The organism is Pseudarthrobacter sp. ATCC 49987 (assembly GCF_009928425.1).
Taxonomy (GTDB): domain Bacteria; phylum Actinomycetota; class Actinomycetes; order Actinomycetales; family Micrococcaceae; genus Arthrobacter.
In genome coordinates this window covers 215,315-239,307 of the sequence record NZ_JAABNS010000001.1, presented here as the reverse complement: position 1 = coordinate 239,307, position 23,993 = coordinate 215,315, and the positions used below count along the sequence as shown (strand labels likewise).

General features: G+C 66.8%; 19 protein-coding genes. 8 read left to right on the top strand and 11 right to left on the bottom strand.

Features of this window, described 5'->3' with window-relative positions; all coding sequences use genetic code 11:
* The first annotated feature begins 10 nt into the window (after window positions 1–10).
* Complete coding sequence (locus tag GXK59_RS01100) at window positions 11–988, top strand: CapA family protein (RefSeq protein ID WP_160663674.1); 978 nt, start codon at window positions 11–13, stop codon at window positions 986–988.
* On the opposite strand, the gene GXK59_RS01095 is transcribed toward GXK59_RS01100, so the two are convergent.
* Window positions 908–2,035 carry an LLM class flavin-dependent oxidoreductase gene (locus GXK59_RS01095; protein WP_160663672.1) on the bottom strand — a complete coding sequence of 376 codons (1,128 nt, stop codon included), beginning with the start codon at window positions 2,033–2,035 and terminating at the stop codon, window positions 908–910. The genes GXK59_RS01100 and GXK59_RS01095 overlap by 81 nt on opposite strands.
* Window positions 2,036–2,246: 211 nt before the next feature.
* Here GXK59_RS01095 and GXK59_RS01090 point away from each other — a divergent pair, with 211 nt between their 5' ends.
* Complete coding sequence (locus tag GXK59_RS01090) at window positions 2,247–2,981, top strand: GAF and ANTAR domain-containing protein (protein ID WP_237393731.1); 735 nt, start codon at window positions 2,247–2,249, stop codon at window positions 2,979–2,981.
* Window positions 2,982–3,016: 35 nt separating this feature from the next.
* Here GXK59_RS01090 and GXK59_RS01085 read toward each other — a convergent pair whose 3' ends face one another.
* Window positions 3,017–3,766 carry a GAF and ANTAR domain-containing protein gene (locus tag GXK59_RS01085; protein WP_237393730.1) on the bottom strand — a complete coding sequence of 250 codons (750 nt, stop codon included), beginning with the start codon at window positions 3,764–3,766 and terminating at the stop codon, window positions 3,017–3,019.
* Window positions 3,767–3,969: 203 nt separating this feature from the next.
* Between GXK59_RS01085 and GXK59_RS01080 the strand changes: the two genes are divergently transcribed.
* The 6 genes from GXK59_RS01080 to GXK59_RS01055 all read left to right on the top strand — a co-directional run bounded on the left by GXK59_RS01080 (window position 3,970) and on the right by GXK59_RS01055 (window position 10,782).
* Window positions 3,970–4,194 carry a hypothetical protein gene (locus GXK59_RS01080; protein WP_160663668.1) on the top strand — a complete coding sequence of 75 codons (225 nt, stop codon included), beginning with the start codon at window positions 3,970–3,972 and terminating at the stop codon, window positions 4,192–4,194.
* Between the two features lie 55 nt (window positions 4,195–4,249).
* Window positions 4,250–4,567 (top strand): DUF6221 family protein, encoded by a 318-nt coding sequence (locus GXK59_RS01075; protein ID WP_160663666.1) that lies wholly within the window; start codon window positions 4,250–4,252, stop codon window positions 4,565–4,567.
* Window positions 4,568–4,685: 118 nt separating this feature from the next.
* A complete protein-coding gene (locus GXK59_RS01070) occupies window positions 4,686–6,134 on the top strand; it encodes a S8 family peptidase (RefSeq protein WP_160663664.1) in 1,449 nt (482 codons plus the stop codon).
* A gap of 73 nt (window positions 6,135–6,207) precedes the next feature.
* The gene (locus GXK59_RS01065) at window positions 6,208–8,082 is read left to right on the top strand and encodes a Na+/H+ antiporter (RefSeq protein WP_160663662.1); all 1,875 of its coding nucleotides are present in this window, start codon (window positions 6,208–6,210) and stop codon (window positions 8,080–8,082) included.
* Window positions 8,083–8,167: 85 nt separating this feature from the next.
* On the top strand, window positions 8,168–9,334 hold the full coding sequence (locus GXK59_RS01060) for a glycosyltransferase (protein WP_160663660.1): 1,167 nt from the start codon (window positions 8,168–8,170) through the stop codon (window positions 9,332–9,334).
* Entirely contained in the window at window positions 9,331–10,782 is a 1,452-nt protein-coding gene (locus GXK59_RS01055; protein WP_160663659.1) for a lipopolysaccharide biosynthesis protein, read from the top strand. The genes GXK59_RS01060 and GXK59_RS01055 overlap by 4 nt, the downstream gene beginning before the upstream one ends.
* Before the next feature lie 29 nt (window positions 10,783–10,811).
* Here the strand turns inward: GXK59_RS01055 and GXK59_RS01050 are convergent, their stop codons facing one another.
* The 9 genes from GXK59_RS01050 to GXK59_RS01010 all read right to left on the bottom strand — a co-directional run bounded on the left by GXK59_RS01050 (window position 10,812) and on the right by GXK59_RS01010 (window position 23,522).
* Window positions 10,812–12,674, bottom strand: coding sequence for a hypothetical protein (locus tag GXK59_RS01050; protein WP_160663657.1), 1,863 nt, complete (start codon window positions 12,672–12,674; stop codon window positions 10,812–10,814).
* Window positions 12,675–13,045: 371 nt separating this feature from the next.
* On the bottom strand, window positions 13,046–14,734 hold the full coding sequence (locus GXK59_RS01045) for a long-chain-fatty-acid--CoA ligase (RefSeq protein WP_160663655.1): 1,689 nt from the start codon (window positions 14,732–14,734) through the stop codon (window positions 13,046–13,048).
* 66 nt (window positions 14,735–14,800) lie between these two features.
* Window positions 14,801–15,814: an aminoglycoside phosphotransferase family protein gene (locus GXK59_RS01040; RefSeq protein ID WP_160663653.1), complete on the bottom strand. Its 1,014-nt coding sequence runs from the start codon at window positions 15,812–15,814 to the stop codon at window positions 14,801–14,803.
* On the bottom strand, window positions 15,811–17,163 hold the full coding sequence (locus GXK59_RS01035) for a hypothetical protein (protein ID WP_160663651.1): 1,353 nt from the start codon (window positions 17,161–17,163) through the stop codon (window positions 15,811–15,813). Before GXK59_RS01035 ends, GXK59_RS01040 begins: the two co-directional genes overlap by 4 nt.
* Window positions 17,164–17,233: 70 nt before the next feature.
* A complete protein-coding gene (locus GXK59_RS01030) occupies window positions 17,234–18,022 on the bottom strand; it encodes a glycoside hydrolase family 16 protein (protein ID WP_160663649.1) in 789 nt (262 codons plus the stop codon).
* A gap of 31 nt (window positions 18,023–18,053) precedes the next feature.
* Complete coding sequence (locus tag GXK59_RS01025; RefSeq protein WP_160663646.1) at window positions 18,054–20,234, bottom strand: hypothetical protein; 2,181 nt, start codon at window positions 20,232–20,234, stop codon at window positions 18,054–18,056.
* Between the two features lie 204 nt (window positions 20,235–20,438).
* Window positions 20,439–21,737, bottom strand: a complete 1,299-nt coding sequence (locus tag GXK59_RS01020) for a glycosyltransferase family 2 protein (RefSeq protein ID WP_160663644.1) — start codon at window positions 21,735–21,737, stop codon at window positions 20,439–20,441.
* On the bottom strand, window positions 21,734–22,741 hold the full coding sequence (locus tag GXK59_RS01015; protein ID WP_237393729.1) for a glycosyltransferase family 2 protein: 1,008 nt from the start codon (window positions 22,739–22,741) through the stop codon (window positions 21,734–21,736). The genes GXK59_RS01020 and GXK59_RS01015 overlap by 4 nt, the downstream gene beginning before the upstream one ends.
* Before the next feature lies 1 nt (window position 22,742).
* The gene (locus GXK59_RS01010; protein ID WP_443094252.1) at window positions 22,743–23,522 is read right to left on the bottom strand and encodes a glycosyltransferase family 2 protein; all 780 of its coding nucleotides are present in this window, start codon (window positions 23,520–23,522) and stop codon (window positions 22,743–22,745) included.
* Window positions 23,523–23,993: the final 471 nt, after the last annotated feature.

The window sequence follows — 23,993 nt, the reverse complement described above, 5'->3', positions numbered from 1 at the left end:
CGGGTGTGCCATGTTGATCGGGTTGTTGGGCGACGTCATGCTGGGCCGGCTGGTCAACGAGCGGCTGCGACGGGTCAGCGCAGATTACCCATGGGGAGACACCGGCTCCGTGCTGCGCCAGGCGGACCTCACGATCGCCAACCTCGAATGCGTCCTGGCCGCCGGCGGGGACCCGGAAGCCGGAAAAGTGTTCCATTTCCGCTCCGACCCGAAGAACGTGGCAAGCCTCCGCTCCGCGGGGATCGGGATGGTCTCGCTGGCCAACAATCATGTGCTGGACTACGGGGCAGGCGCCTTCCGGGAAATGCTGCCGGCGCTCGACGCGGCCGGCATCCTGCATGCCGGCGCCGGGCTGGACCGGGAGGCCGCGCGCCGGCCTGCGGTGCGCCGCGTGTCAGGGACCGCCGTCGGCCTCATTGCCTTTACCGACAACCAGCCTGATTGGGAAGCCGGCCGCGGGCCCGGCGTCTTCTACGTTCCGGTCGTGGACAGCGACCGGCGGGTGGCGGACCTGCTGGCGCTGGTCCGGCGGACGACGGCCCGTGTCCAACTCCTGATCGTCTCCACGCATTGGGGGCCCAACTGGGGCTCCGGCGCCCCGTCCGAGCACCGCGAGCTGGCCCGGGCACTGATCGGGGCGGGGGCCGACGTCGTCTACGGGCACTCGCCGCACATCTTCCGCGGCGTCGAGCTCTACCGGGGCCGGCCGATCATCTACAGCGCCGGGGACTTCGTGGACGACTACGCGGTGGACCCGCTGGAGCGCAACGACCAGTCGTTCATCTTCCTGCTCGACACGGACGGTGGCACGCCGCTGGGCCTGCGGCTGTATCCGACGCTGATCACCGATTTCCAGGCCCGGTTGGCGGGTGCGGGTTCGCTGCGCATCGCGGAACGGATGCAGCGGCTAAGCCGGCACCTCGGGACCGCGAGCAGCTGGGACGCCGCCGGCGGTTTCCTGGAGATCCCGCTGGCCGCCGCCGACTGAGGTGCTCCGCACCGGCTGAACTGCCCCGATTTCCCGGTTCACGGCCGGCATGATCTCCGTGGCCAGCAGCTCGACGGACCGGGCCGTCTCGGCAAACGGCAGGCCGCCGAGGCCGATCTGGGCCATGTAGCGGTTGGTGCCGAGCGTGTCATGGATTTCCAGCAGCTTCTCGATGACTTGCTGCGGGCTGCCCACCAGGAGGCCGCCGCCGGGTGCGGCCCAGTCATCGAAGGTGGATCGCGGAAAATGGTCCACCGGGCGCGGCATGTTCTGCTCGAAATAGGCCCGGTAGTAAGGGTAGAAAGTGTCGCGTGCCTGCTGCGAGGTGGGGGCCGCGTAGAAGTGGCCACCGGCACCCACCTGCAGGGTTCCGGGGTCGTGCCCGGCGTCGGCGGCCGACTGGTGGTACAGCTCCACCAGACGGCGGAACCGGGCGGGTCCGGACAATAGGGCAACAAACAGGGGCAGCCCCAGCCGTCCGGCCCGCGCGAAACTGGCCGGGGTTCCGCCGACGCCGACCCAGACGGGGAGCCTGTCCTGGACCGGGCGCGGCGCGATGTCCATTCCGGGAATGCTCTGGGTCAGCGTCCCCTGCCAGGTCACGGCTGCGTTGTCCCGCAGCTCCAGCAGCAGCTGCAGCTTCTCGTCGAAGAGGGCGTCATAGTCCTCCAGTTCGTGGCCGAACAGCGGGTAGGACTCGATGAATGCGCCGCGTCCGGCGATGATCTCCGCGCGCCCGTCGGAGATCAGGTCCAGGGTGGCGAACTGCTCAAAGAGCCGCACGGGGTCCTGCGTGGAGAGCACCGTGACGGCCGTGCTGAGCCGCAGCGTCGTGGTTTCCCGGGCGATGGCGGCCAGCACGATTTCGGGGGCGGACAGGGCGAAGTCGCGCCGGTGATGCTCGCCCAGGCCCAGGAATCCCAGGCCTGCCTGGTCCGCCAGTTTGGCAAGCTCAATGATCTCCTTCAGCCGCTGCTGCGGGGACAAAGCCCTGCCGGTGCTGAAGTTGCGGGAAAGTTCGCCGAAGGTGAAGATACCGAAATCCATATTTGATTGAACATTCAAGCGTTGGGTTTTGTTCCGGGCGGCCTTGGCGCCCCCAAAGCGGCCGACGGCGGCGGGACGTCCCGCCGCCGCCGGGCTGTTACCGCTGCGCGGCCGCAGCGGGCTATGCTTTAACCGGACGGCCGATTGAGGCGTCCCGGCTCAGCAGGGGGCATACGCAGGGTGACCGTGCCCGCACGCCATGAGGCCGCAAGTGCTGAACAAACCATTCAATCCCCTCCCCCTCGATGAACTGACCGCCGTTTTCGCGCGCATCAAAGACCTGCTCCTAACCGAGGACAAGGTCGATCGTGCCCTCCAGTTGCTCCTCCAGGCCGTCCGCGACGCCATTCCGGGATCGGCCGGGGCGGGAATCTCGGTGTTTGATACACAAGGCCGCGGAAGCAGCACCGCGGCGACTTCAGGGCTCGTGGGGCAGGCGGACATGGCCCAGCACGGCTTGGGCCAGGGCCCGTGCATCGACGCCTGGACGGCCGGAAAAACGGTCCTGGTCCACGACGCCGCCGCGGATACCCGGTGGCCGCTCTGGAGCGAGGCTGTCGCTGGCTTGCCCGTCCGCTCCGCCCTCAGCACGCCGCTGGCCGCCGCGGGCGGCCCCATCGGAACCCTGAAGCTCTATGCTGTCCTGCCGGCTGCCTATACCGCCGCGACCGGGCACCTCCTTGAGAAATTCGCCGTTCCCGCTGCTACCCTGCTGGCCCATATCCAGGGCCCGGCAACGCCCCGGCACCTGAGCGCGCCACTGAAAGGTGCACTCGCCGGCCGGGACAACACCAACCGCGCGTGCGGGGTCCTGGTGGAGCGCCACGGGCTGTCGGCAGAGCAGGCACTCCAGGAGTTGCTGCGCCGCGCCCGGACAGAGGGTGAGCCGCTGTCCCGGGTGTGCTCGGGGCTCATCGATGGCTCATCGATGGCTGCCGGCAGCTGAGAACCTGGAACTTGGCGGCCCCGGCCCGGCCGGCGTCAGGGCTTCTTGGCCATTTCCCCGCTGACGGTGAGCCTTTCCGCGACGTCGCGCAGCTTAACGTTCAGCTCTGAGCTGGCCCGCGACAGCAGCAGGAACGCCTGCTGGGCGGTGATCTTGTAGCGCTCCATCAGGATTCCTTTGGCCTGACCGATCAGGTCCCGCGTGTCCAGGGCCAGGGTGAGCTGGCTGACCTGCTTGCTCCCGGCGACGGCGACGGCGGCGTGGGCGGCCACCAGTGCCCCGATACGCTCGGATTCGGCATCGAAGGCGCCCACGTCCTCCCCGAAGAGGTTCAAGGCTCCGAGGTGGTCACCATCCACAAAGAGCTGGAAGGAGAGCATGCTCCGCGCCCCCAGCTTGACGGCCGCCCGCGAGAATTCCGGCCAGCGTTGGTCCGTGCTGAGGTCGGGAACGCTGACGACCCGCTCTTCATAGGACGCATCCATGCACGGCCCCTGCCCGGTTTCGCTTTGCAGGGCGTCCACCCGGCCCGGAAGATCACTGGAAGCGGCACGCGAGTCAATCGTCCGGCGGCCAGTGACCAGGCTGACCGAGGCCTCGGCCACGTGCGGCACGAGCTCAAGGGCAGCGTGCACGATCCCGGCCAGCATCGAGTCGACGTCGTCCTCGTGCTGCAGCTCCCGGGCGATGTCACCCAGCCGGATGGCGAGGGCGTCTGCGCTCATCGGCTCGCCGGGCACAGGCGGCGCCCCGGCACCGGTTTCCGCTGAACTTGGCACCATCATGGCGCACCTCTTTTGCCTCGTTGAATCCCGATGCTGCTCTCCCTCGAAATATACCCCCAGTGAACACCTCCCGGCACGGCCCGAGACGAGGAACTTACGGTGTGGTAACCCCGCATTAACGTTGTCGTGTGAAACTGGGGCCTCGGACTCAATCGAGACGGGCAACCTGCTGCACCGCACACCCTCCAAGGAGCCACGCAGACATGAACAGCCAAGACCACAACGCCCCCGCCAGCCCCCGGATTCACGAGGGCAGCGAGGCCCGGCCCGACCTCAGCAGCCTGCACGTCCGCGAGGACGTCGCCATCACCGGGCTCTGCGGCAATGTCCATCTGCCCACCGGCCGGACCTGCGACATGCCCGAGCGGCACGACGGATCCTGCCACTTCATCGGTCCCGAGGACGCGGAGAACCTCGCGGCGCATTGAGCGCAGCGGCAGCCGGGACTGGTTGACGGCCAAGAACGGCGCGTACGCTCGCGGTGTGGACATTGTCGAATTCCTGTCCGAGCGAATCAGCGAGGACGAGGCCGTGGCCCGGACCCTCCTCGGCGACCGGACTGTCTCGAAATCCGGCGCCTGGTACGAGCAGCGCCTTTTGCTCGAGTGCGAGGCGAAGCGGCGCCTGATCAGCATCGTGGAATCCGCCCGGCAGGCTGCCCTTGCCGCGATGGTCAGCGATCCTGGCCACGACTCCGGCTGGATCCCGCAGTCCCTTGAATGGATGGAGCGCTCGCTCAACGCCCTGGCTCTGCCCTACTTCGACCACCCCGACTTCGAGCAGGACTGGCTCCGGGCCTAGGAAATCCGTTAGCTGTTCTGTGCCAAGTAATTCCTAAGGTCCGTGTGCAATACACGATCCCGGGCCTAAGCTAGGACCGGGGGGCGCTCAATAGCGAAGACGCTTAAGGGAGGCCACTATGTTCAGCCACGTCCGCCATCCGGGATCATCACGACATCCAGCGCTTGCAGCCGCAGGGCCACGCCAAGATCCCGGCAACGCCGCTCCACCGCCCAAAATCGGGACACGGGTTCGGTCCTTCGTCGGCGGCCTCGCAGCGCTGAGCCTGGCCGTGGCCGGAGTCCTCGTCGCAGCCGTCCCCGCAACCGCGGCCGAGCAGGAACAAAGCTACATTGTGGTGCTGAAGGACGACGTCGTTGACCCCGGCGCCGCGGCCGCAGCCCAGCAGGGCAGCTACGGCCTAACCGTTTCCACGGTCTACCGCGACGCCGTGAACGGGTACGCCGCCACGATGACGCCCTCTGAGGCGGCCCGCCTAGCTGCCGACCCGGGCGTTGACTTCGTCACCGTAGCCAGGGAATTCCAGAAGCCCAAGGACCCGTCTCCCAGCACCCAGGTCGCGCCGAAGTGGTGGAAGAGGATTGGCGGCACTCCCCCTGGCGAACGCAAACACCACGGACCCCGGGACCCAGTGGACGTCAACGTGGCCGTGATCGACAGCGGCATCGACGGCACCCACCCGGACCTCAATGTGCGCGGCGGCATCGACTGCTCCACCGGCACCCCGGTCACGGTGACCCCCACGGACAAAGTTGGGCACGGGACCTTCGTGGCCGGTGTGATCGGCGCCAAAGAAAACAAACAGGGCGTGATCGGGGCTGCCCCGGGAACCCCGCTGTGGTCCGTACGCGTGGTGAATGACGCAGATGTGATCACGGAAGAAATGCTCATCTGCGCCATCGACTGGGTGACGGCGACGCGCAAGGACAAGGACCCAAACAACGACATTGAGGTGGCCAACATCAGCATCGGCGGCCCGGGCGCCGACACCTCCAATTGCGGCAAGGGCACGGACCCGATGCACTACGCCATCTGCCGCTCGGTCAAGGCCGGGGTCGCCTACGCCGTGGCGGCCGGAAACTCCGGTGAAGACATCGCCAACTTTGTTCCTGCCACCTACGACGAGGTGCTCACCGCCACGGCGATGGCGGACTTCGACGGCAAGCCGGACGGACTCGCGTCCCCGGTCTGCGGGGCCGAGGACTGGTCCAAGATCGGCCAGTTGGATGACCGGCCGGCCTTCTTCTCCAACTACGCCAGCGAACCCAAGGACAAAGCCCATACTGTCGCAGCCCCCGGGGTCTGCGTCTCCTCCACGTCCCCGGAGCCGGCAGGCTATGCGGTGGCCCATGGAACCAGTTTCGCCAGCCCCGCCGTCGCCGGCTCGCTGGCGCTGTGCATCAGTGAAGGGGAGTGTGAGGGCTCGGGCAAGGCCCTGATGTCACAGTTCCTGGATCTGACCGCCGCATACAACAAGGAGCACCGCGGCTTCGGTTTCGAAGGCGACCCACTCCGCCCGATCAAGGGGCAGTACTACGGATATCTGGCCCAGATCGCGGGGTACTGACGGGGGCCTGACCCGGGGACGGCTGACGGCCGCCGGTCGCGGCCAGCAGAACCACGCCTGAGAGAATAGCCCCATGGAAGTTGCGCTTGGATTGCTTGCACTCGCGTCGGTGGTTTGCGCGGGCAGCGCTTTGGGCCGGAAGATCAATGTTTCCGTCCCCCTGTTGCTGGTGCTGGCAGGCGTCGTCGGATCCTTCCTGCCGTTTGTTCCCGACATCGAGTTGAACCCCGAACTCGTCCTGGTGGGGTTGCTGCCGCCCCTGCTCTACGCCGCGGTGCTGCAGACCTCACTGTTCGATTTCGGCTCCAACCGGCGCGCCATCGGCCTGCTGTCGGTCGGCTACGTCATCTTTGGCACGTTCGCCGTGGGCTTCGTCGTCTGGTGGCTGTTCCCCGAGATTCCGCTCGCCGCAGCGATTGCCCTTGGCGCCGTCGTCGCACCGCCGGACGCCGTCGCGGCGACTGCCATCGCCCGCAAGGTGGGCATGCCCCGCAGGATCGTCACCATCCTCGAAGGCGAGTCGCTGGTCAACGACGCGACGGCCCTGGTCTGTCTCCGGGCGGCCATCGCCGCCATCGCAGGAACCGTCTCGGCGGCCGGGTTGGCTGGCGGATTCCTGCTCGCGGCCGGCGGCGGGCTGGTGGTGGGACTGGCTGCGGCTTACGTGCTGACCCAGCTGCGCAAGCGGATCCGGAACGTCGCGATCAACACCACCCTGTCCCTGATGGCACCCTTCGTCGCGTACCTCCCGGCGGAGGCGATCCATGCCTCCGGTGTCCTCGCCGTCGTCGTAGCGGGGCTGGTGATGGGCACTAAGGCGCCGTCCATGCCCAATGGCGCGGCCCGGCTGAGCCAGCGCAGCAACTGGGACACGGTGCAGTTCCTGCTGGAGAATTCGGTCTTCCTGCTGATCGGCCTGCAGGTCCGGACCATTATTGAAGGCGTCCAGGGCGACTCGCTGGGGGCCGCCCGGATCTGGGCCGGCTGCGCCGTGATTCTGCTGGCGGTGCTGCTGCTCCGGCCGGTCTGGGTGTTCCCCGCGACCTACCTGCCCCGGCTGGTTCCGGCGATACGGCGGAAGGACCCGGCCCCGCCGTGGCAATACGCCGCCATCGTCTCGTGGGCCGGCATGCGCGGTGTCGTCACCCTCGCGGCGGTGCTGGTGCTGCCCGCGGACCTGGAGCACCGTTCCGTGTTGGTGCTGGCGGCAATGGTGGTGGTCGGCGGAACCCTGACATTGCAAGGCTTCACCCTGCCCTCGCTGGTCCGGCTGCTGCGGGTCCAGGGGCCGGACCAGCGTGAAGATGCCCTGAATCAGGCGTCCCTGATGCAGCTGGCCACGGCGGCCGGGGTGGAACGGCTGCAGGAGCTCCGGACCGACGCCGACCCGCCCGAAGTCATGGCGATGCTCAAGCGGCGGACCCAGGAACGGGGGCTGGCGGCCTGGGAACGTCTTGGTCGGCCCTCGGCGGAGGCGGCGACGCCGAGCCAGCGCTACGCCCACCTGCGGCTGGCGATGCTGGATGCTGAGCGGACGAAGGTGCTGGAGCTGCGGCGCGGCGGCGGGTTTCCGCATGAGGTCCTCAGCTCGGTCCTGGACCGGCTGGACGTTGAGGAATCGATGCTGGACGCGGCGGTGGAGGACCTCGACATGCCCAGCGGCGGCGGCGGCGAGGGCGTTGCCCAGCCGGGCGGAGTGTGCGCGCATCTGGAATCCGCACCGGATCCCGGGGTCCCCGCCCACCCGTACTGTGCGGACTGCGCCCGGGAAGGCACGACGCCGGTCCACCTCAGAATGTGCCTGGCCTGCGGCACCGTGGGGTGCTGTGATTCGTCGCCCGGAACCCATGCCTCCAGGCATTTCGACGCCACCGGCCATCCCGTCATGCGGAGTATCGAACCTGGGGAGGACTGGCGTTGGTGCTACGAGGACGATCTTCTGGGCTGACAGCCGTCGCACGAAATATCCGCGGTCCCAAACAGGGCCGCCGGACCCCCGGCCGCACGCCCGCAGGGTCCAGTACACTCGTGCAATGAGGCTTCTGTACATCACAGAAAGTGTGCCCAACCGGGACCCCGTCTTCGGTGACGGCAGCTCGATGATTCCTTATGAGATTCTGCGGAATCTTCCAGCCGACGTGGACGTGACCCTGCTGACGTTTTCGGGCCCGGTCGGCCTTCCGGACGAGGTACGCAGCCGCTGCGCCGCAGTGCACGTCCTGACTCCCCGGAGCCGCGCTGCTGCGCTGATGCGGTCATTTGCTGGCCTGAACGGCGTCGGAAAGCACCAACGTTCCACTGCGGAGGCCGTTTCGACCGCTGTCAGGCTGTCAGCCCGGAGCGATGCCACCCTGATCCACGGTCCACACGCCCTTTTTCTCGCCCGCCACGTGCAGGGACCGGTTGTCCTGCAGACAGTGGACCCCTGGTCGATCCGGGCCGGGATGGACACCGCCATCGCGGGGCGCCTGCGGCCGGCGTACCGGGCACGGGAGCGTCAGGCGCTGCGGGCCGAGCGGCGCCTGCCCGCACGGGCGCGCCTTCTCACGGTGGGCTCACAGGACGCCATTGAATGGTCTCAACGCCTGGCACGGCCGGTGCGGAGCATCCCGAACGGAGCCGAGCAGGCCCGCCGTCCCGCCGCCCGACAGTCCGGCCCAGTGGTCTGCTTTGTCGGCAGCCTGAACTACGGACCTAATATCGATAGCGTGAAGGTCCTGATCGGCAAGATCGCCCCCCTGGTATGGGAAAAGGTCCCGGATGCAAGGTTTGTCCTCGCCGGCCGCCGCCCCGAGCCTGAAGTCCTCGCGCTGGCCGGGCCCCGGGTGGAGGTCCTGGCGAATGTGCCGTCCGTCCTCGACGTCTTCCAGTCCGCCGATGTGGCAGCGTTCCCCGACGAACATGGGGTCGGCATCCGGAACTCGGTCCGCGAAGCGCTGGCTGCGGGACTTCCCGTGGTTGCCACGCCGGTCGCAGCCCGGGAGCAGGACCCTCATCCTTTGCTGACCATTGAGCCGGACTCGGGCAACTTTGCTGAACACGTCGTCAACCGGCTGACGGGGCCACGGCCGGAGCACGCGGAGCGTGACGCCGGTCCCGTCAGGACCTGGCAGACGGTCACGCAGGAGTACTTGGACGAGCTGCGCAGCGCGATCCATCCCGGCAGCGCCGGCCTTGCGCTTGGAAGCTCGCCGGCATGACGTACGCACCCGGGGAACTGGCCCGGACCGGTGTCCGGGGCGCCATGTGGCAGGGGCTGGCCTTCGCCAGCGGAAGAATCATCGTCCTTGTGACCACCATCGTGCTGGCGCGGCTGCTGTCTCCCGAAGAGTACGGCCTGGTGGCCCTGGCTCTGGTCCTCATGGGCTACGCGGAGACTATTGCCGACGCCGGCGTGGCCCAGGCGCTGGTCTACCTGCCACGCACCGGCGTCATTGCGAGGTCCGCGCTGCTGATCTCCGCAGTGCTGGGCACCCTCCTGGGTCTGGGCGCCTTCCTGGCCGCGCCCCTGATTGCGGAGATCTTCAACCTCCCCGATGTCGAACCCCTGGTCCAGGTCCTGGGGATCTCGGTGCTGGCCACCTCACTCGGCGCCGTTCCCGAGGCCCTGCTGCGGCGCGACCTGCAATTCAAGAAGCTCACGGCGGCTCCGGTCATACGTGCCGCCACGATGGGCACAGTGACACTGAGCCTGGCATTTACCGGCCACGGGGCCTGGTCGCTGGCCGTGGGAACCGCGGCGGGGTCCGTGGCCTACGCAGCGACGTGCTGGTTCCTCGTGGGCAGGAGTGCACCCTGGCAAATCTGGCGCGTGCGCAAAGATGCCCTCCAAGCCAACTTGAAATACGGCGCACCGGTCGCCGGCAGCAGCATGCTGGCCCGGCTGATCTTCGACATCGACTACCTCATCATTGGCCTCCTCCTCGGGGCGCACGCGCTGGGCTACTACACGCTGGCCTTCCGCCTGCCCGAGGTGCTGATCCTCAACGTCTTCTTTGTGCTGTCGACCGTCCTGTTCCCCTTGTACGCCCAGGTACGCGGCGAGCCGGAACGGCTCCGCTCCGGCTACCTGACCAGTGTGCGGATCCAGTCCCTGTACGGGGTCACCACGGGTGTGGGGCTGGCAGTCGTGGCGCCGGTTCTGGTACCGCTGGTCTTCGGCGAGAAGTGGTTGGACGCCGTACTGCCGCTCGTTTTCCTTGCCCTCTACGCCGCGGCCCGCTCCCTGGGCGCCGGCGCCAACGACGTGTACAAGGCCATCGGCCGTCCCGGCCTCTCGATCTGGGTTTCGCTGGTACGGCTCGTTATCCTGCTGCCGGTCCTGCTGTATGCCACCCAGTGGGGCATCGTGGGCGTCGCCTGTGCACAATTCGTCGTCGCGGTGGTGTTCGCCTGCGGCATGCAGCTCGTGGCCGCCCGGGTGATCGAGCTGCGGGCCCGGGAACTGCTCCGTGCTGTAGCGCCCGGTCTGGTCTGCGGCGCGGCCGTGGCAGTAGCGGGACTCGGCATCCTCGCGGCGCCGGTCCTGGGCGGAGTAGCCACCCTGGTCCTGGTTGTCCCCACGGCCGTTGCCGTGGTCTATGCGATTCTGCGCTTCGGTTTCAAGCCCCTGCATGATGAGCTGGTGCAGCTGGTCCGGCGCCGCTGACCCCCGGAGTGGCGGGGCCCTGCGGGTTTTCAGCTCTCCGGGCGGCGGCCCGTCACGGTTCCCTCCGGGACTGCCACATCGAACAAGCGAAGCACCAGGGCAAACCGGGCCATGACGGCCTTGGCCAATCCGAAGCGGACCCCCTTGTGCAGCGACAGCGTGTCCAAGACCGCAGTGGCCGATGCCGTTGGCACCAGGCGGCCCGGGCTGTCCAGGGTGGTCGCGTGCCAGTGGACGCTGATGTCATCGAAACCACGCCGCTTGAACGTCCGTTTCCAACCCGCCAGCGTGCGCGGACCCGTGCGCCGAAGGAACGAACGTTTCACCTGGGCGCACATCCACCCGCCGGGCTGCACCGCCGCCGCGGCCTGCTCGAAAAGCTGCAGGTCAGGCTCCCGGAGCAGCACAACTTCAAAAGAACCATCCGTGGTGCCATTGCGCCGGGACGGGATGCGGGCGGCGTCGGGGTCCAGCAAATGCAGCGCCGCCATCAGATCCGGGCCCACCGAGCCGCCGTACCCCACACTGCGGGGCTGCAACACCGGTACCAGGAAGCGCCAGTCGAGCAGCCTCCACAAGTGCAGCGAGAGGGCGGCCGCCTCCCCCGCAGGAACTGCCTCGGAGGCGTCCGGCGTGCCGGGGCACATACGGCCCCACACCGTCTTCGTTGCCAGCCGCTGGACCAGGTCCAGGGGCTGGGCGGCGTCGAGAATGCTGGAACCGGGCAACCGATCGGCCAACTGCAGGTAGGACTGCCGCCATGTCTCCAGAATTTCCGCCGTGTGCTCGCCCTTCCTGGAGAACATCACCTCACCGGGAACATCGAGGACCAGCAGGAGGTCCGGAGCAGCGGCGAGCCGCACGGCGAGTGAGTTTGATACTCCGGTTTTAGGTTTGCTGTCCGCAGCTCCTGGCAGCAGGGCATCGTAGGCGACCCTGTCCATGAGCACCACGCGCCCGCGGACGCGGTGGTACCGGGCGGCCATCCCGCCTTTGAGGGCCCGGTACATCTTCTTCCCGGTTCGCCCGCCGGGGACCCGGTGCAGCCAGCTATCCCACGGCCCGGCGCCCCACAATCCCATGTAGACATAGGCGGTGGGGATGGGGAAATCGGCACGCAGGCCGTGGAGCAGTGTGGTCTTGCCGGCACCGTCGGGTGCCATCACGCCCACCACCAGGCCCCGGCCCCGAAGCCTGGGGCTGAGCTGGCGCAGCGCACGGTTCGTCAGTGCCAGTGTGCGTGTCCGCAGCGGTGCAGCGGAAGTCCAGCCGGACCGCAGGCCGGCGGCCAGGGCGGGGGCCTCGTCAAACCTGCCGGCGCGGACCAAGTCCAGCAGTTCCGCCGCGGTGCCCGCTCCGCTGCGCTGATCCAGGTATCGGGCGATTCGGTCCGCGGGCGACGCGACGGCTGCGGCGGCCCGGGCGGCCTCCTGGCGTTGCGGCTGGATCTCCCCTTTGTCCAGCGTGAGATGGAGGAGCTGCAGCCAGGCCTGGTCCGCCGGGGCGGGCATCCACAGCTCACCCGTGCGGACGCGCCGTTCGAGGCAGCCCTGCGCCAAGGGCGTCCGCCACTGCTGGAACGGCCCGAAGGAGATTTCCGTGACAATGTCCAGTTTCAGCCACAGCTCACCGGAGTCCGAATAGCCAAAGTAGAAGCGGTGGCTACCGTGTCCCGTGGCGTGAACCCGGCACAGTCCGATCCCGTTCATGAGCCCGTCCAGGACCGGCAGCAGCTCCCGTGCCACGAGTATGTCCACGTCGCCGGAGGGCAGGGCGAGGTCGTCCTCGCCGCGCAGCAGGACCCAGGGCAGCCCCGTTTCGTCAAGGGCATGAAAGGCCTTGGCTACCGTCGGGTGCACGGCCGAACGGCCCGTGTGCGGGTCCGCAGTCATGTGCGCCGCCGTCGGGCGCGCTCTGGCGGGCGTGACGCCGGCGAGTCGCTGCGAAGCGCGTGAACCACGGGGTGAGACCTCCTTGGCCGGGTTTCCAGTTAGCTGCCATCCAGCAGCTGCCCCACTGCAATCGACCGCGTCAATCACGAGACGACAGCACCGGCGGGACAGCCGTTGCAACTGTGTACTGAAGCCTACGATCTGCACGAACGGGTGTCACTAGTAGCAGCCTCTGGGCCCGGCCTTGGACGGCTACTTGAGCAGGGTGATTGGCTCCACGTGTGCCTACTCGCTCAGTCGTGGCAGCCCGAAGGACGTCGACGGCGCGCCCCGCCGTCGTCCTCGCCCGCTCGCCGTGTGCCCCGGCAAGGTCATAGCGTCGGCAGCACCTGCTCGCGAACCTGCTTCCGCAGGATTTTGCCGAGCATCGACCGCGGCATGTCCGGGATGGCAACGATCCGTTTGGGGACCTTGTAGCCGGCCAGGTGCTCGCGGCAGTGCCCGCGGAGGGAGTCCTCGTCCAGCATGGTGCCCGGCTCGAGTTCGACGGCGGCGACCACCATCTCGCCGCCCCGCTCGAGTGGCTTGCCGACGACGGCGGCGTCCTTGACGTCCGGGTGCAGGCGCAGCACCGCCTCCACCTCGGTGGGTGAGACGTTGAAACCGCCGGTGATGATGAGCTCCTTCGCCCGGTCAACGATCGTGGTGAATCCGTCCTCGTCCACGGTCACGACGTCGCCGGTCCGCAGCCAGCCGTCAGCGGTGAGGGTCTTCGCTGTTTCCTCCGGGTTGTTCCAGTAACCCTGGAACACCTGCGGGCCTTTCAGCAGCAACTCCCCCGGCTGGCCCGGCGCCACGTCCACGTCGGGATCGTCCAGGCTGACGACCTTCATCCGGGTCGACGGGAACGGCACGCCGATCGTGCCGTTGCGGCGCGTCGGGTGGAAGGGGTTGCCCAGCGCAACCGGCGAGGACTCGGTCATCCCGTAGCCTTCCACCAGCAGCCCGCCGGAGACCGACTCCCACAGTTCCACGACATGGTCAGGAAGGTTCATGGCGCCGGAGATGCAGTATTTGCAGGACCGGAGCGAGATGCCCTTCTCCTTCGCGGCCATGGCGGTGCGCTCGTAGATCGGCGGGACCGCGCAGTAGACCGTGGCGGGCGATTTCTTCATGGCCTCCAGCACCAGGTCCGGGTCGAACTTGGGGAAGAGAACCAGCAGGCCCTGCTTGCGGATGCCGTAGGTAAGGTAGAGCGTCATGCCGAAGGCATGGAACATCGGCAGGATCGCGTAGAAGACTTCCTTGCGGTATTCGGCCCCGTGCATCCACGCTTCACCCTGCAGGGCGTTGGAGTACAGGTTGAAGTGGGTGAGCATGGCGCCCTTGGGACGGCCCGTGGTTCCCGAGGTGTACTGGATTGCGGCGAGGTCATTGACCGCGGGACGGGGGTGTCCCGGATCGATGCGGCCGTGGCTGAGGAGTTCCTTCCACGGGGTCGTTCCCGGCGCGGGGCCGGTCAGCGCCTCGCGGGACTCCCGCAGTTTCTTTACCGGCAGGTGCAGGGCAAGGCGCTTGACGGCGGGGAACGCCGCCAGGAGATTGACCGAGACGACGTGGTCGATCTCGATGTCGGACGGGAAGTCACGGATGGCCGCCGCGGCCTTGTCCCAGGTAATGACGACGCGGGCCTGGTGGTCTTCGAACTGGTGGCGGAGTTCCCGCGAGGTGTACAGCGGGTTGTGTTCGACGACGACGGCGCCGAGGCGCAGCACCGCGTAGAACGCGACCACGTGCTGCGGGCAGTTCGGCAATATCAGGGCCACACGGTCGCCGGCGCGGACGCCGAGCCTGCGCAGGCCCTCCGCTGCCCGGTCGACCTGTTCACCGAGTTCGGTGTAGCTGGTGCGGCGCCCGAAAAACTCCAGCGCGGGGGCGGTACGGGCCTCGGCCACAGACCGCTCCAGCATCGCGGTAAGGGATTCCGTGGGCAATTCGATCTCGGCCGGGACACCCGGCTGGTAGTTCTTCACCCAGGGCTGCTGGTCAGTGTGCTCCATGGTCACATCTTGCCGTGAACCGCCGTCCCCCGGCGAATTCCCGGCTCAGCACCATCCGGTGCAGACCTAGTTCAGGCCGGAGGTCACCACATGCCGCCACAGCCAGAAGTCGCGGTCCGCCAGGACGGCGGCCCGCAGCTGGGCCGACCCCGGCACTGGAACGTCCTCGCTCGCAAGGCGGTAGGCCAGCGTGGACGCTGAGCGCGCCCAGGTGGCGATCACGAGCAGCGGGAGCAGCTCCGGATCGACGCTCCGGAGCGCCAGGTGCTCGCGAAGTGGCGTCAGCGCCCACCCGCCGTGCCCGAAGGCTTTGTCGAACGCCGCCAGCTGGGCGACCCGGGAAAACGCCATGTCGGACGATTCACTGAGGTACTGGAGGTAGAAGATGAGGTCGTGCCCGGGAATGCCGTACAGCGACGAGCGTTCCCAGTCCATGACTTGAAGCCTCCCATCGGCCTGCACCAGAAGATTTGGATGGCTCAGGTCCGCGTGTTCGAATACTGCGGGCAGTGTGCTGTGCCGGAGGGGCCCCAGCAGTTCGTGGGTGCGGTCGACCAACGCGGACACCTCGGCGTCCTGCGGCAGGAGCGCGGCGAGGGCCTCCAGCGGGCGCTCGACCGTCCGCTCGTACCAGTCCCGGTTGTCCGCCCCCTGCCGGGTGCAGGGCAGGGCGGCCACGAAGTCCACACCGAGGGTGACCGCGCCGGCCAGGTCCCCGGCGACCTTGTCCGGGTCCAGCGGGGCTCCGGTCAAAGCAGTCTCCACCAGCACGGTGTGCTCCCCCACCTCCAAGGTGGCCACAATGTGGGGGATCCCTTCCACCCGCCCGCCGCTGAGTGCGGTGAGCTGCCGCAGCATCTCCGCCTCCCGTTGGACGCCTTCATTGTCTCCAGGGCAGCGCGGAACTTTGACGACCAGGCTGGGTGAGCGGGCGCCGGCCGCGAAGACCAGGCCCACAACGTGCCGTGAGGTGGTGAACTGCGGCGTCACCATAACGCTGGTCCACTCCGCCCCCAGCCCGAAAGCCGCCAGCTCCCACTCGCCGTAGTGCTCGCGGAGTACCGAGTCGATGAAGTTCACGGCCGCCCTCCGGATTCCGGGGTCTCCGGCTCCGGCCGTCCGGACGCGGCCAGGGTGGGCGCGGATCCAGCCACCCGCCCCCAGACAATCTCGGTTGCAATCCTCTGGATGAGCGGCTGAGGCTGGGCAGCGTCGATGACCCAGGTGGTGGGGAGCCGCTGTGCGGTTTCCAGGTGGGCCTGTCGCCGCTCTTCAAGGACCTCAGCCCGGTTTCCACCGTTCGCCGCGAACATGACCCGGCCGGGGGCGTCCAGCACAAGCAGCACGTCGGGCCGCGGCGCCAGCGCGCCCGCCAGGGCCGTCCCTGTCAGCTTTCCCCCGGCAGACCCGGGCAGCAAAGAGTCGTTGGCCGGCCGGACCACAAGAACCAGCCGGCCCCGCCGATAGTGGTATCTGGCTGCCACCGCGCCGCGGATCTGCCCGACCGCGCCCTGGCCGAGTCGCCCGCCGGTAATCCGCGCGACCCAGCCGCCCCTCCGCCCAGGTCCCTGAATGCCCAGGTACACGCAGCGGCTGGGAACCGGAAAGCTCTCGCAGAGCCGGCGCAGCGGCGTCGTTTCGACCGCACCTTCCGGGCCCACCACACCAACCACGATGCCGCGGCCGACACGCCCCTGAAAGGTCGGGCTGATCAGCCGGAGCCCCCGGTTTCGGTCCGCGGTAAACCTGGTACGCAACGGCGCGTTCCGGGTCAGGGCTGACGCCATGCGCAGGGCCGGACCCCGGAAATCCTCAACGCTGCCTGATCTGACGAGTTTGAGCAGCTGCGCGGCGGTTCCGGGTCCCACCTGCCGGTCGACATAGGCCGCGATCGCGTCATCGGTCGAGGCCAGCGCGCCGGCGACCCGGACGGTTTCCACACGCTCCGGCCCGACGGCTCCGCCCTTGTCCAGCATGGTGTGGAGGAGCTGAAGCCATGCCTGTTCGGTTGTTGCCGGGAGCCAGAGCAGCCCGTTCCGGAGGCGCCGTTTGAGGCAGCCCTGGGCCAGGGGCGTGTGCCACTGTTGGTAGGGGCCGAAGGAGATCTCCGAGACGACGTCCAGTTTGAGCCACAGGTCTTCTGCGGCGTCGTAGCTGAAATAGAACCGGTGGCTTCCGTGCCCGGGAGCGAGCACGCGGCGGAAACCAACACCCGCCAACAATGCGTCCACGCGCTGCATCTGGCCGTCCCCCACAAGGATGTCCACATCGCCTCTGGGGCGGACGAGGTCATCTTCGCCGCGCAACAGCACCCAGGCAAGCCCCGACCCGTCAAGCGCCTGGAATGCCCTCGCGATCAAGGGGTGGATGTCCGGCTGCTCACCGTTCCATTCCCCTGGGTCGGTCTGGCCGTTACTGGGCACTTCCATCTGTTCCTCCCGCCGTAACACTGGAAAATCGTGCCTGACAATCCTGCCGGTGATATGCGGGCGGGCCGTACTAAGGCGCGTAGGCATACTGCACGACCCAGTCGACTTCCAGGTGGCCGGCCGTTTCAGGCTTGGGTGACGATTGGTCGGCTCCGTCCTTCGTCTCGGCCTGCAGCGTCAGCCGCATGTTGGTGGTGGGGACACCTTCGGGAATGGTCGTCTTGCCGACGAATTCCCCGTCCCAAAACCACTTCACTTTGCCGGGGGTCCATTCCGTCGTCGCCACATGCCACTCGGTCGCATCGGTCCGCGAGTAATACCTCGTGGAAGGGTCGAACCGGTCCGGCCCTTTAAGCGGAGAATCCTTGATGGCCGAGACGCCGTACATTTTCCCGTTGAGCTCGCCTTCCGGCCAGTCAATCTCGCCTTCGAGCCAATCATCGCTTGTGGGCCAGAGCATAAAGGCGATTTTGTAGCCAGGCAGGCTGTCCGACCGGAACCGGATGGAGTAGCGGCCATAGGTCTGACCGGCGTAGCCGAACGGGACAATGCTCGCTACCCGCGGCGTCCTGCCCTTCGTGTGGAGGTAGTAATCGAGTTTTCCATCCTTCACGGAGAGCACGGAATCCGGCGTGTAGAGTCCCTGGCCGGAGGTGTCCTCGAGATCGTGGTATCCGCGCATGTCCGGCCCGTAGACGTCACCCACTTGGCCCAGCCGGGCCGGAGTGTTGAAGTCCTGGGCGCCGGTTTGCTTCCAGCCGGGGAGGTCCCCCACCGGCATGTCCGACGGGTCGGGTCCCCGCGAGAAGAACAAGCCCGCCGCGACGACCACCGCAGTTGCGACGACGACCGCGACCACTCTGGCGAGAATGCCGCCGCTTGTCCCCAAGTTAACCGGTTTTTTTGATTTGGTAGATTCGGACGGCTCCATTGTCATATACATGATCGGATTTATCCCCTACGGCTATCTCCCGTTCAAGAGCGGGGAGCATGTCGGCATCGAATAGCTTGTCCTTGATCGCCTGGGCCAGTTGCGAGTCCGAGAAGACGACAAAGATGCGCTCAGGCTTCCAGTTGTTGTTCGCGTACCGCTCGACTCCCTCTGGCGTCAGGCTCCGGCTGGAGCCCTGGAGAAACTTGGTCAGCGAGGTGACCCGGCCCCATTCCAGGTAGCTGGGGTAGTTCGGCCCGATCAGCAACGGGAAGAAGGCGTTGGTTTCAAAAATAACGTCCCGCGGCCCCACCCGTGCGTCCAGCCACTGCGCTGCCACCACGTCTGCTTTCGGGACCCGGAATTTCGCTTCCGCCTGGAAGTACACAATCGTGAACAGGACAGCCATGATCGTCATTGAGGCGACGGCGCCCATAACGGCCTTCCGGGTGCGGATCGGCCCGGACCAGAACAGCCAAGCCGTCCCGACTGCCAGCCACGGGAGCGCGAAGAGAAAGACCCGGAACTTGGCCTCCCCGCCGTAGGACTGGGCGAGGAGCCAAAACATGGGCGCGACTGCCAGCCAGCCGACGATCAGCGTTTGCCTGACGTTGCCCCGGAGCAGGTTGCGGATGAAGCCGGCCAGTCCGAGCACCCCGGCGAAGAGGGATAGTGCATCCGGAGTACGGGCCATCCAGCCGGTGGCGTTATCGATATTGCCGACCTGGGGCAGGGTGTAACTGGCGTTCTTGAAGATGTCGAACCCGCTGAACAGGCCATATTTGTTGTCCACATAATCGAGATTCGGCAGCAGGTATGCGATGGCCATAAGCGCGAGCGCCGGGCCCACCCACTTTGGTTTGAAGTAGCCAAAGACGAAGAGCGGGAACAGTGCCAGGATGGCCATGTACGGCGTCAGCTGATGGCTCACGACCGTCGCAGTCTGCAGGATGAGAATCGCCACCGCCGCGGGCATCACCATGGCCGGGTTGGGCCGGACCTCTACAGTCTTCGTGGCGGCCGGGAGCCCCCGGCTGAACCGCCCCTGCAGTCCTTTCAGCCTGGCCTCCACCGCGGTGGCGATTTTGACCGGAGTGCTGCGGAGGAACGTCAGTGCGATCAGGCACATCGTCAGGTAGAGGGTGTACGAGAACGCCTGGGGCGAGTAGTAGTTCTGGTTCACCCAGTTGGTGAGGGCAAAGACCAGGGTGGCGGTCCAGTAGATCCTCGGGTTGGAGCTGAGGGTCCGTGCGATGGCGAGGATGATCACGACGTCCAGCAGGGCGAACCCGAACTCCGCCAGTGCAGCGTAGTCCACGGCGTCGCGGTACTCGACCACTTCGCCCATGAATGCGCTGACTGAGAAGAAACCGGGCCACCGGTTGTAGATGTCGATTGAAGGATCCACCTGGCCGGCGGCACCGATGTAGTTCGTCACGGCGATGTGCTTGTAGGACCATGGCAGGCGCGGAACACTGACCACCATGGGCGCCGAGGCATACAGCATGGCGACGAGTCCCGTGGTGGAGGCTGCCAGGAAGCCGTTGGACGCCATCTTCCGCGCAGCGACAGCCCAGATGCACAGCGCCACGACGGCGGCCACGGCGAAGTACCAGATCAGGGGAAATGTGGTCAGGAGCCCTTTGTTCCCGACGAGTTCCTCTCCTGTCATGGCCAGGGCCACGCCCCACACGACCAACGCTACGCCGAGGATGGCCCACGGCACGTACGTCGAGAGGCTGCGGGCCCGGAACGCCTCGAGGCTCCGCACGGAGCGCCAGTCCAGCGCGCGCCTGCTGACCGGATGCCCGTAAACTGCATGCCGGCCTGTTCCGGTCCCCGGAGGGAAGACCGCGATGAGTGCCGATGCCGCAATCAGGATGGCGGCCGTGACGAGCCGGGGATGCCAGAAATGGGCCCACGCCATGAGGACGGCGGGGAGGGTGTAGATGGCTGCGCTCATCACGACGGTCCAGACCACCCGTGCGACCGGATCAGTGTCCGGAAGACGTCGGACCAGGACCCATCCGGGCAGCACGAGGCAGCCGAGGAGGGTGACCGGCGCCAGCACCGGGCCGCCCAGATCGAACAGGATGAGGACGGCTAGGATAAGGCCGGCGAGGGCCAGCCCAAAGTCCAAAGGCCTCTCTGCCCTCAATGCCGATACGGTTGGTTTCGGGGATTTGGGGGTTGGTGTTTCGTCGTGGAGTAAGAGACCCATGTCGCTGATACTTCCTTGATCGATTTTCGGGGACTGTGAGAGTGGGTAGTCAGCGTCCCCTTGTGACGCGTTCCCCCAAAAACTGTGAAGGCCATCTGCCGTGCCGGCGGCCGGTAAGCCCACCTATGTCTTTCCCGACCGGCGCTCAAGAAGGTAGTTCAGTGGTCCTCGCGCCACTGAGACAAGTTCTGTCCGCAGGGCCTTCGCGATGCGCGGGTCGCGGGGCGCCGTCGCCGTCGTAATCGCCGCGTTCTGCCCACGGGAATGGTTGCGGGCGTTTCTGAGGAAATGCAGCGCGCCTTGCGGGCTCCGGGCGATGGCCATTCGTGCCGTTTGCGGGTTCAAGAGGATCTTGGTCAGCCACGATCCCAGACCTTTGCCATAACCGCTGACCTGAACAATGAGGTCTTCCAGTTCTGCCCGGTGGCGGTGCCAGACAATCGCTGAAGGCTGGACAACCAGGGAATGCCCGCCGAGGATGACCCGGGTGAACATGTCGATGTCCTCGCCGCCACAGGTGCGTGTCCCGACGCCGAGGGCCGGGTCAAAAGCTCCCAGCGCCAGGGCGGTGCGTCGATCGAGCGCGAAGTTCGCCCCGGTGCCGAAGGCCCCCGGGCAGAACGGGAACGTCGGCAGGTCGGCCGGCGGATCCGCCATGGAAAAGACTTTAGGCGCCACGATCTTGGACCAGTTGACACGCTCGTCGAAGTAGCCCTGGGCGGCCGACCGCAACTCGCCCGCAGGAACCAGTCCTGTCACGCAGGCAACATCAGGGGCCTGTTCAAAGCCGGATGCGATTCCCCGCAGCCAGAACTCGTCCACTACGACGTCGTCATCCGTGAACGCGACGATGTCCCCGCGCGCACGCCGCAAGCCGGCGTTGCGCGCCCTGGACAGCCCCGGCCTGGGCTCGGAAATCAGGATCAAGCGGGGGTCCTGAAACTCATCACGGACCATGTCGCGGGTTTCGTCAGTGCTTGCGCCATTGTCCACAACGATGACGTCGAAGTTCGGGTAGTCGAGGCGCAGGATCGCGGCGATCGCGCCGCGCAGCAGGGCCGCGCGGTCCCGCGTGCACACAATCACAGTGATTGAAGGCGTCGACGACGTCTGGGATACTGCGGTCGCCGGCAGTGACGCCGCGGCAGACTCAAGGACGCCACGGTCCAGGACACCGCCTGGAGCGTCGACGTCGATGAACCCGCGCACTGACGGTCCGCTGCGCACCAGTAGGCGTGCGCGGTGGTAGCCCACGGAATCCTGGAGCCTCAGGTGGGTGCAGCCCGCGAGGGTATCAAGATCGACGGCTCCGACCCACAGGGCGCCGGGCCAGTCAGGGACGGCCTCGGTTCCCATCGAAGGAGCAATGTCCAGGCCTGCGTCCTCGATTGCCACCACAAACTCGTTTCCGACTTCAATCACGTGGCTTCCCTCCAGGGAGGGCCGCTATGGGGGACAGGTGTTGAGGCGGACAGGAGCGATCCGGAGCCTTGGGCGACCCGGCGTCCGCGGAGATAGCCTGCGGCAGTGACTGCCAGAACGGCGACGGAGGCGCCTGCCCGGCGCAAACCCTGGGGATCGGCACCACGGCCCCAGGCCGCCAGGGCGGAAAAGACCGCTCGCGGCAGGACGCTGCGCACGTAGCGCCGCTCGGGACCCAGGGCCCGTTTGTGGCCCACGATGTGGCTGACCTGGGCTTTGGAAATACCCTCCGACCAGGAACGCTCCAGCATGTAGCGGAACGTTCCCCGCTGGACCGGGACGTGGTGATGCACGAGGGCTGCCGGCTCATACACGATGCGGGAGCCCGGGGAGCCGACAGCCGCCCGGATACAGATTTCCGTCTCTTCGCAACCCAGCGGTTTCGTCCCCTGACGTCCAAGGGAAAGGTTGAAGCCGCCGACCTGCTGGAGCACCTGAAGCCGGAAGGACATGTTGGCGCCGATAACATTCCGCACTTCAGAGGCCACCTTGGGCATGCCGCGGTGGCTGCAGCCGACGATCCAGTCCAGTTCAGGACCGAAGTGGCCGGGCCGGCCGCCTTCCCACGCCGGCTCAACCTTGCCGCCGACGGCCAGGACGTCGGAATCGTCGTAGAGCGCCGTCAGCTTCTCGAGCCAGTCCGGGGCTGCCACTGCGTCGTCATCCAAAAACGCCACGATCTCCGAGGTGGCCAGGCCCACGCCCGTATTCCGGGCCCCGGAAAGGCCCTGGAGACCGGTGCTCTCCACCAGGGTGACGTCCTGAACGGCGGCCACCAGCCGCTTGTACAGATCCTCGTTGTGGTCCACGACTACGATCACCTGCTTCGGCTGCAGCGTCTGGGCGTGGACGGAGTCAATGACGTCCATGAGTAGTTCCCAGCGCTGCTCCGTGTAGGAGCAGATGACCACGGAAGCGGTGGGCCGGAAATTGAAGTCGAGCACCTTAGGCTCCTTCCGCCACGGTAAGCACGCTGTGCGGATCCGTGGGAGTGCGGGCAAACCGGACATTCGGATAGGTGTACTTCACCCGTCGGAGGGCTTCGGGCCTTGCCCCCGCGGTCGGCGCATCCCACGTAGTGCATTCCCGGGCCAGCGTGCGCAGGACCCGCCATCCGTCCCGGAAGGTCTGCAGGTTCGAGACACCGGAGATGCGGTCAAGTTCGAAGCTCGGCACTTCCGCGATCCGCAGGCCTGCGCGGGCGGCCCTGACGATCAGCTCCGTCTCGATCTCAAAGCCGTCCGACTCCAGCTCGAGGACTTCGAGGCATTCCCGGCGGAGCGCAATGTAGCCGTAGCAAAGATCCGAGTAGTTGCTTCTCAGCACCGTGTTCGCCAACCCCGTCAGGACCCGGTTCCCGGTGTTCCGCAGCCAGGTCAGGTCTTCCGACCCGCCGCCTGTTACGTAGCGGGAGCCCTTGACGAAGTCGTAGTCATGCTGGAGTGGGGAAACGAACCAGCCGATTTCCTGCGGGTCCATGCTTCCGTCCGCGTCGAGCATCACGATGATGTCTCCCGACGCCGCTGCAAAGCCGGCGCGGACGGCGATGCCCTTGCCCTTGCGCGGTTCAGCCACCACCACGACGTCGACCCTGAGTGCCCGGGCGACGTCGATCGTGTGGTCATGGGAGCGCCCGTCCACGATGACCACTTCATCCACATATGAAGGCATACGCCGCAGAACCCACGGCAAATTCATTTCTTCATTGAGCGTTGGAATAACCACGCTCACCGAAGCCCTCGGCGAGGCGGTAATTCGCTCGGTGGGCGAATTAGGGACCAAATTGGGAATAGACAAAAGCCTCACCACTTCATGGAATTTCCGGACGCTGACAGCCTTGCCATCAGCGAATGAGAACCTATCGGACGAATTCATAGACGTCCGTCGAATTACGAGCAACTCCGAACCCCAGCTGCCACTGGACGGTGGCCTTGCCTAGAGCCTAAAGTTCACCCAATGTTGTGTCACGAGTGGCTAATACTTGGTTGTTTGTTCCACTCAGCACGCGATTCCCGTGCCTCTACTTGGGTCTTCCCGGCGGTCTACTCGGGAACCACGAGTCATTCGTGAACGGTGTACTCGGTCGGCGGCTTAAGTGCCAAATTCCGTTGAGTTTCAGCGATTTTGTCCTGATACTGGAACCGTACGCCGCCTCGACTGCAACGTCCAGAGCCGGCGCACGCCGGCGCCACAGCG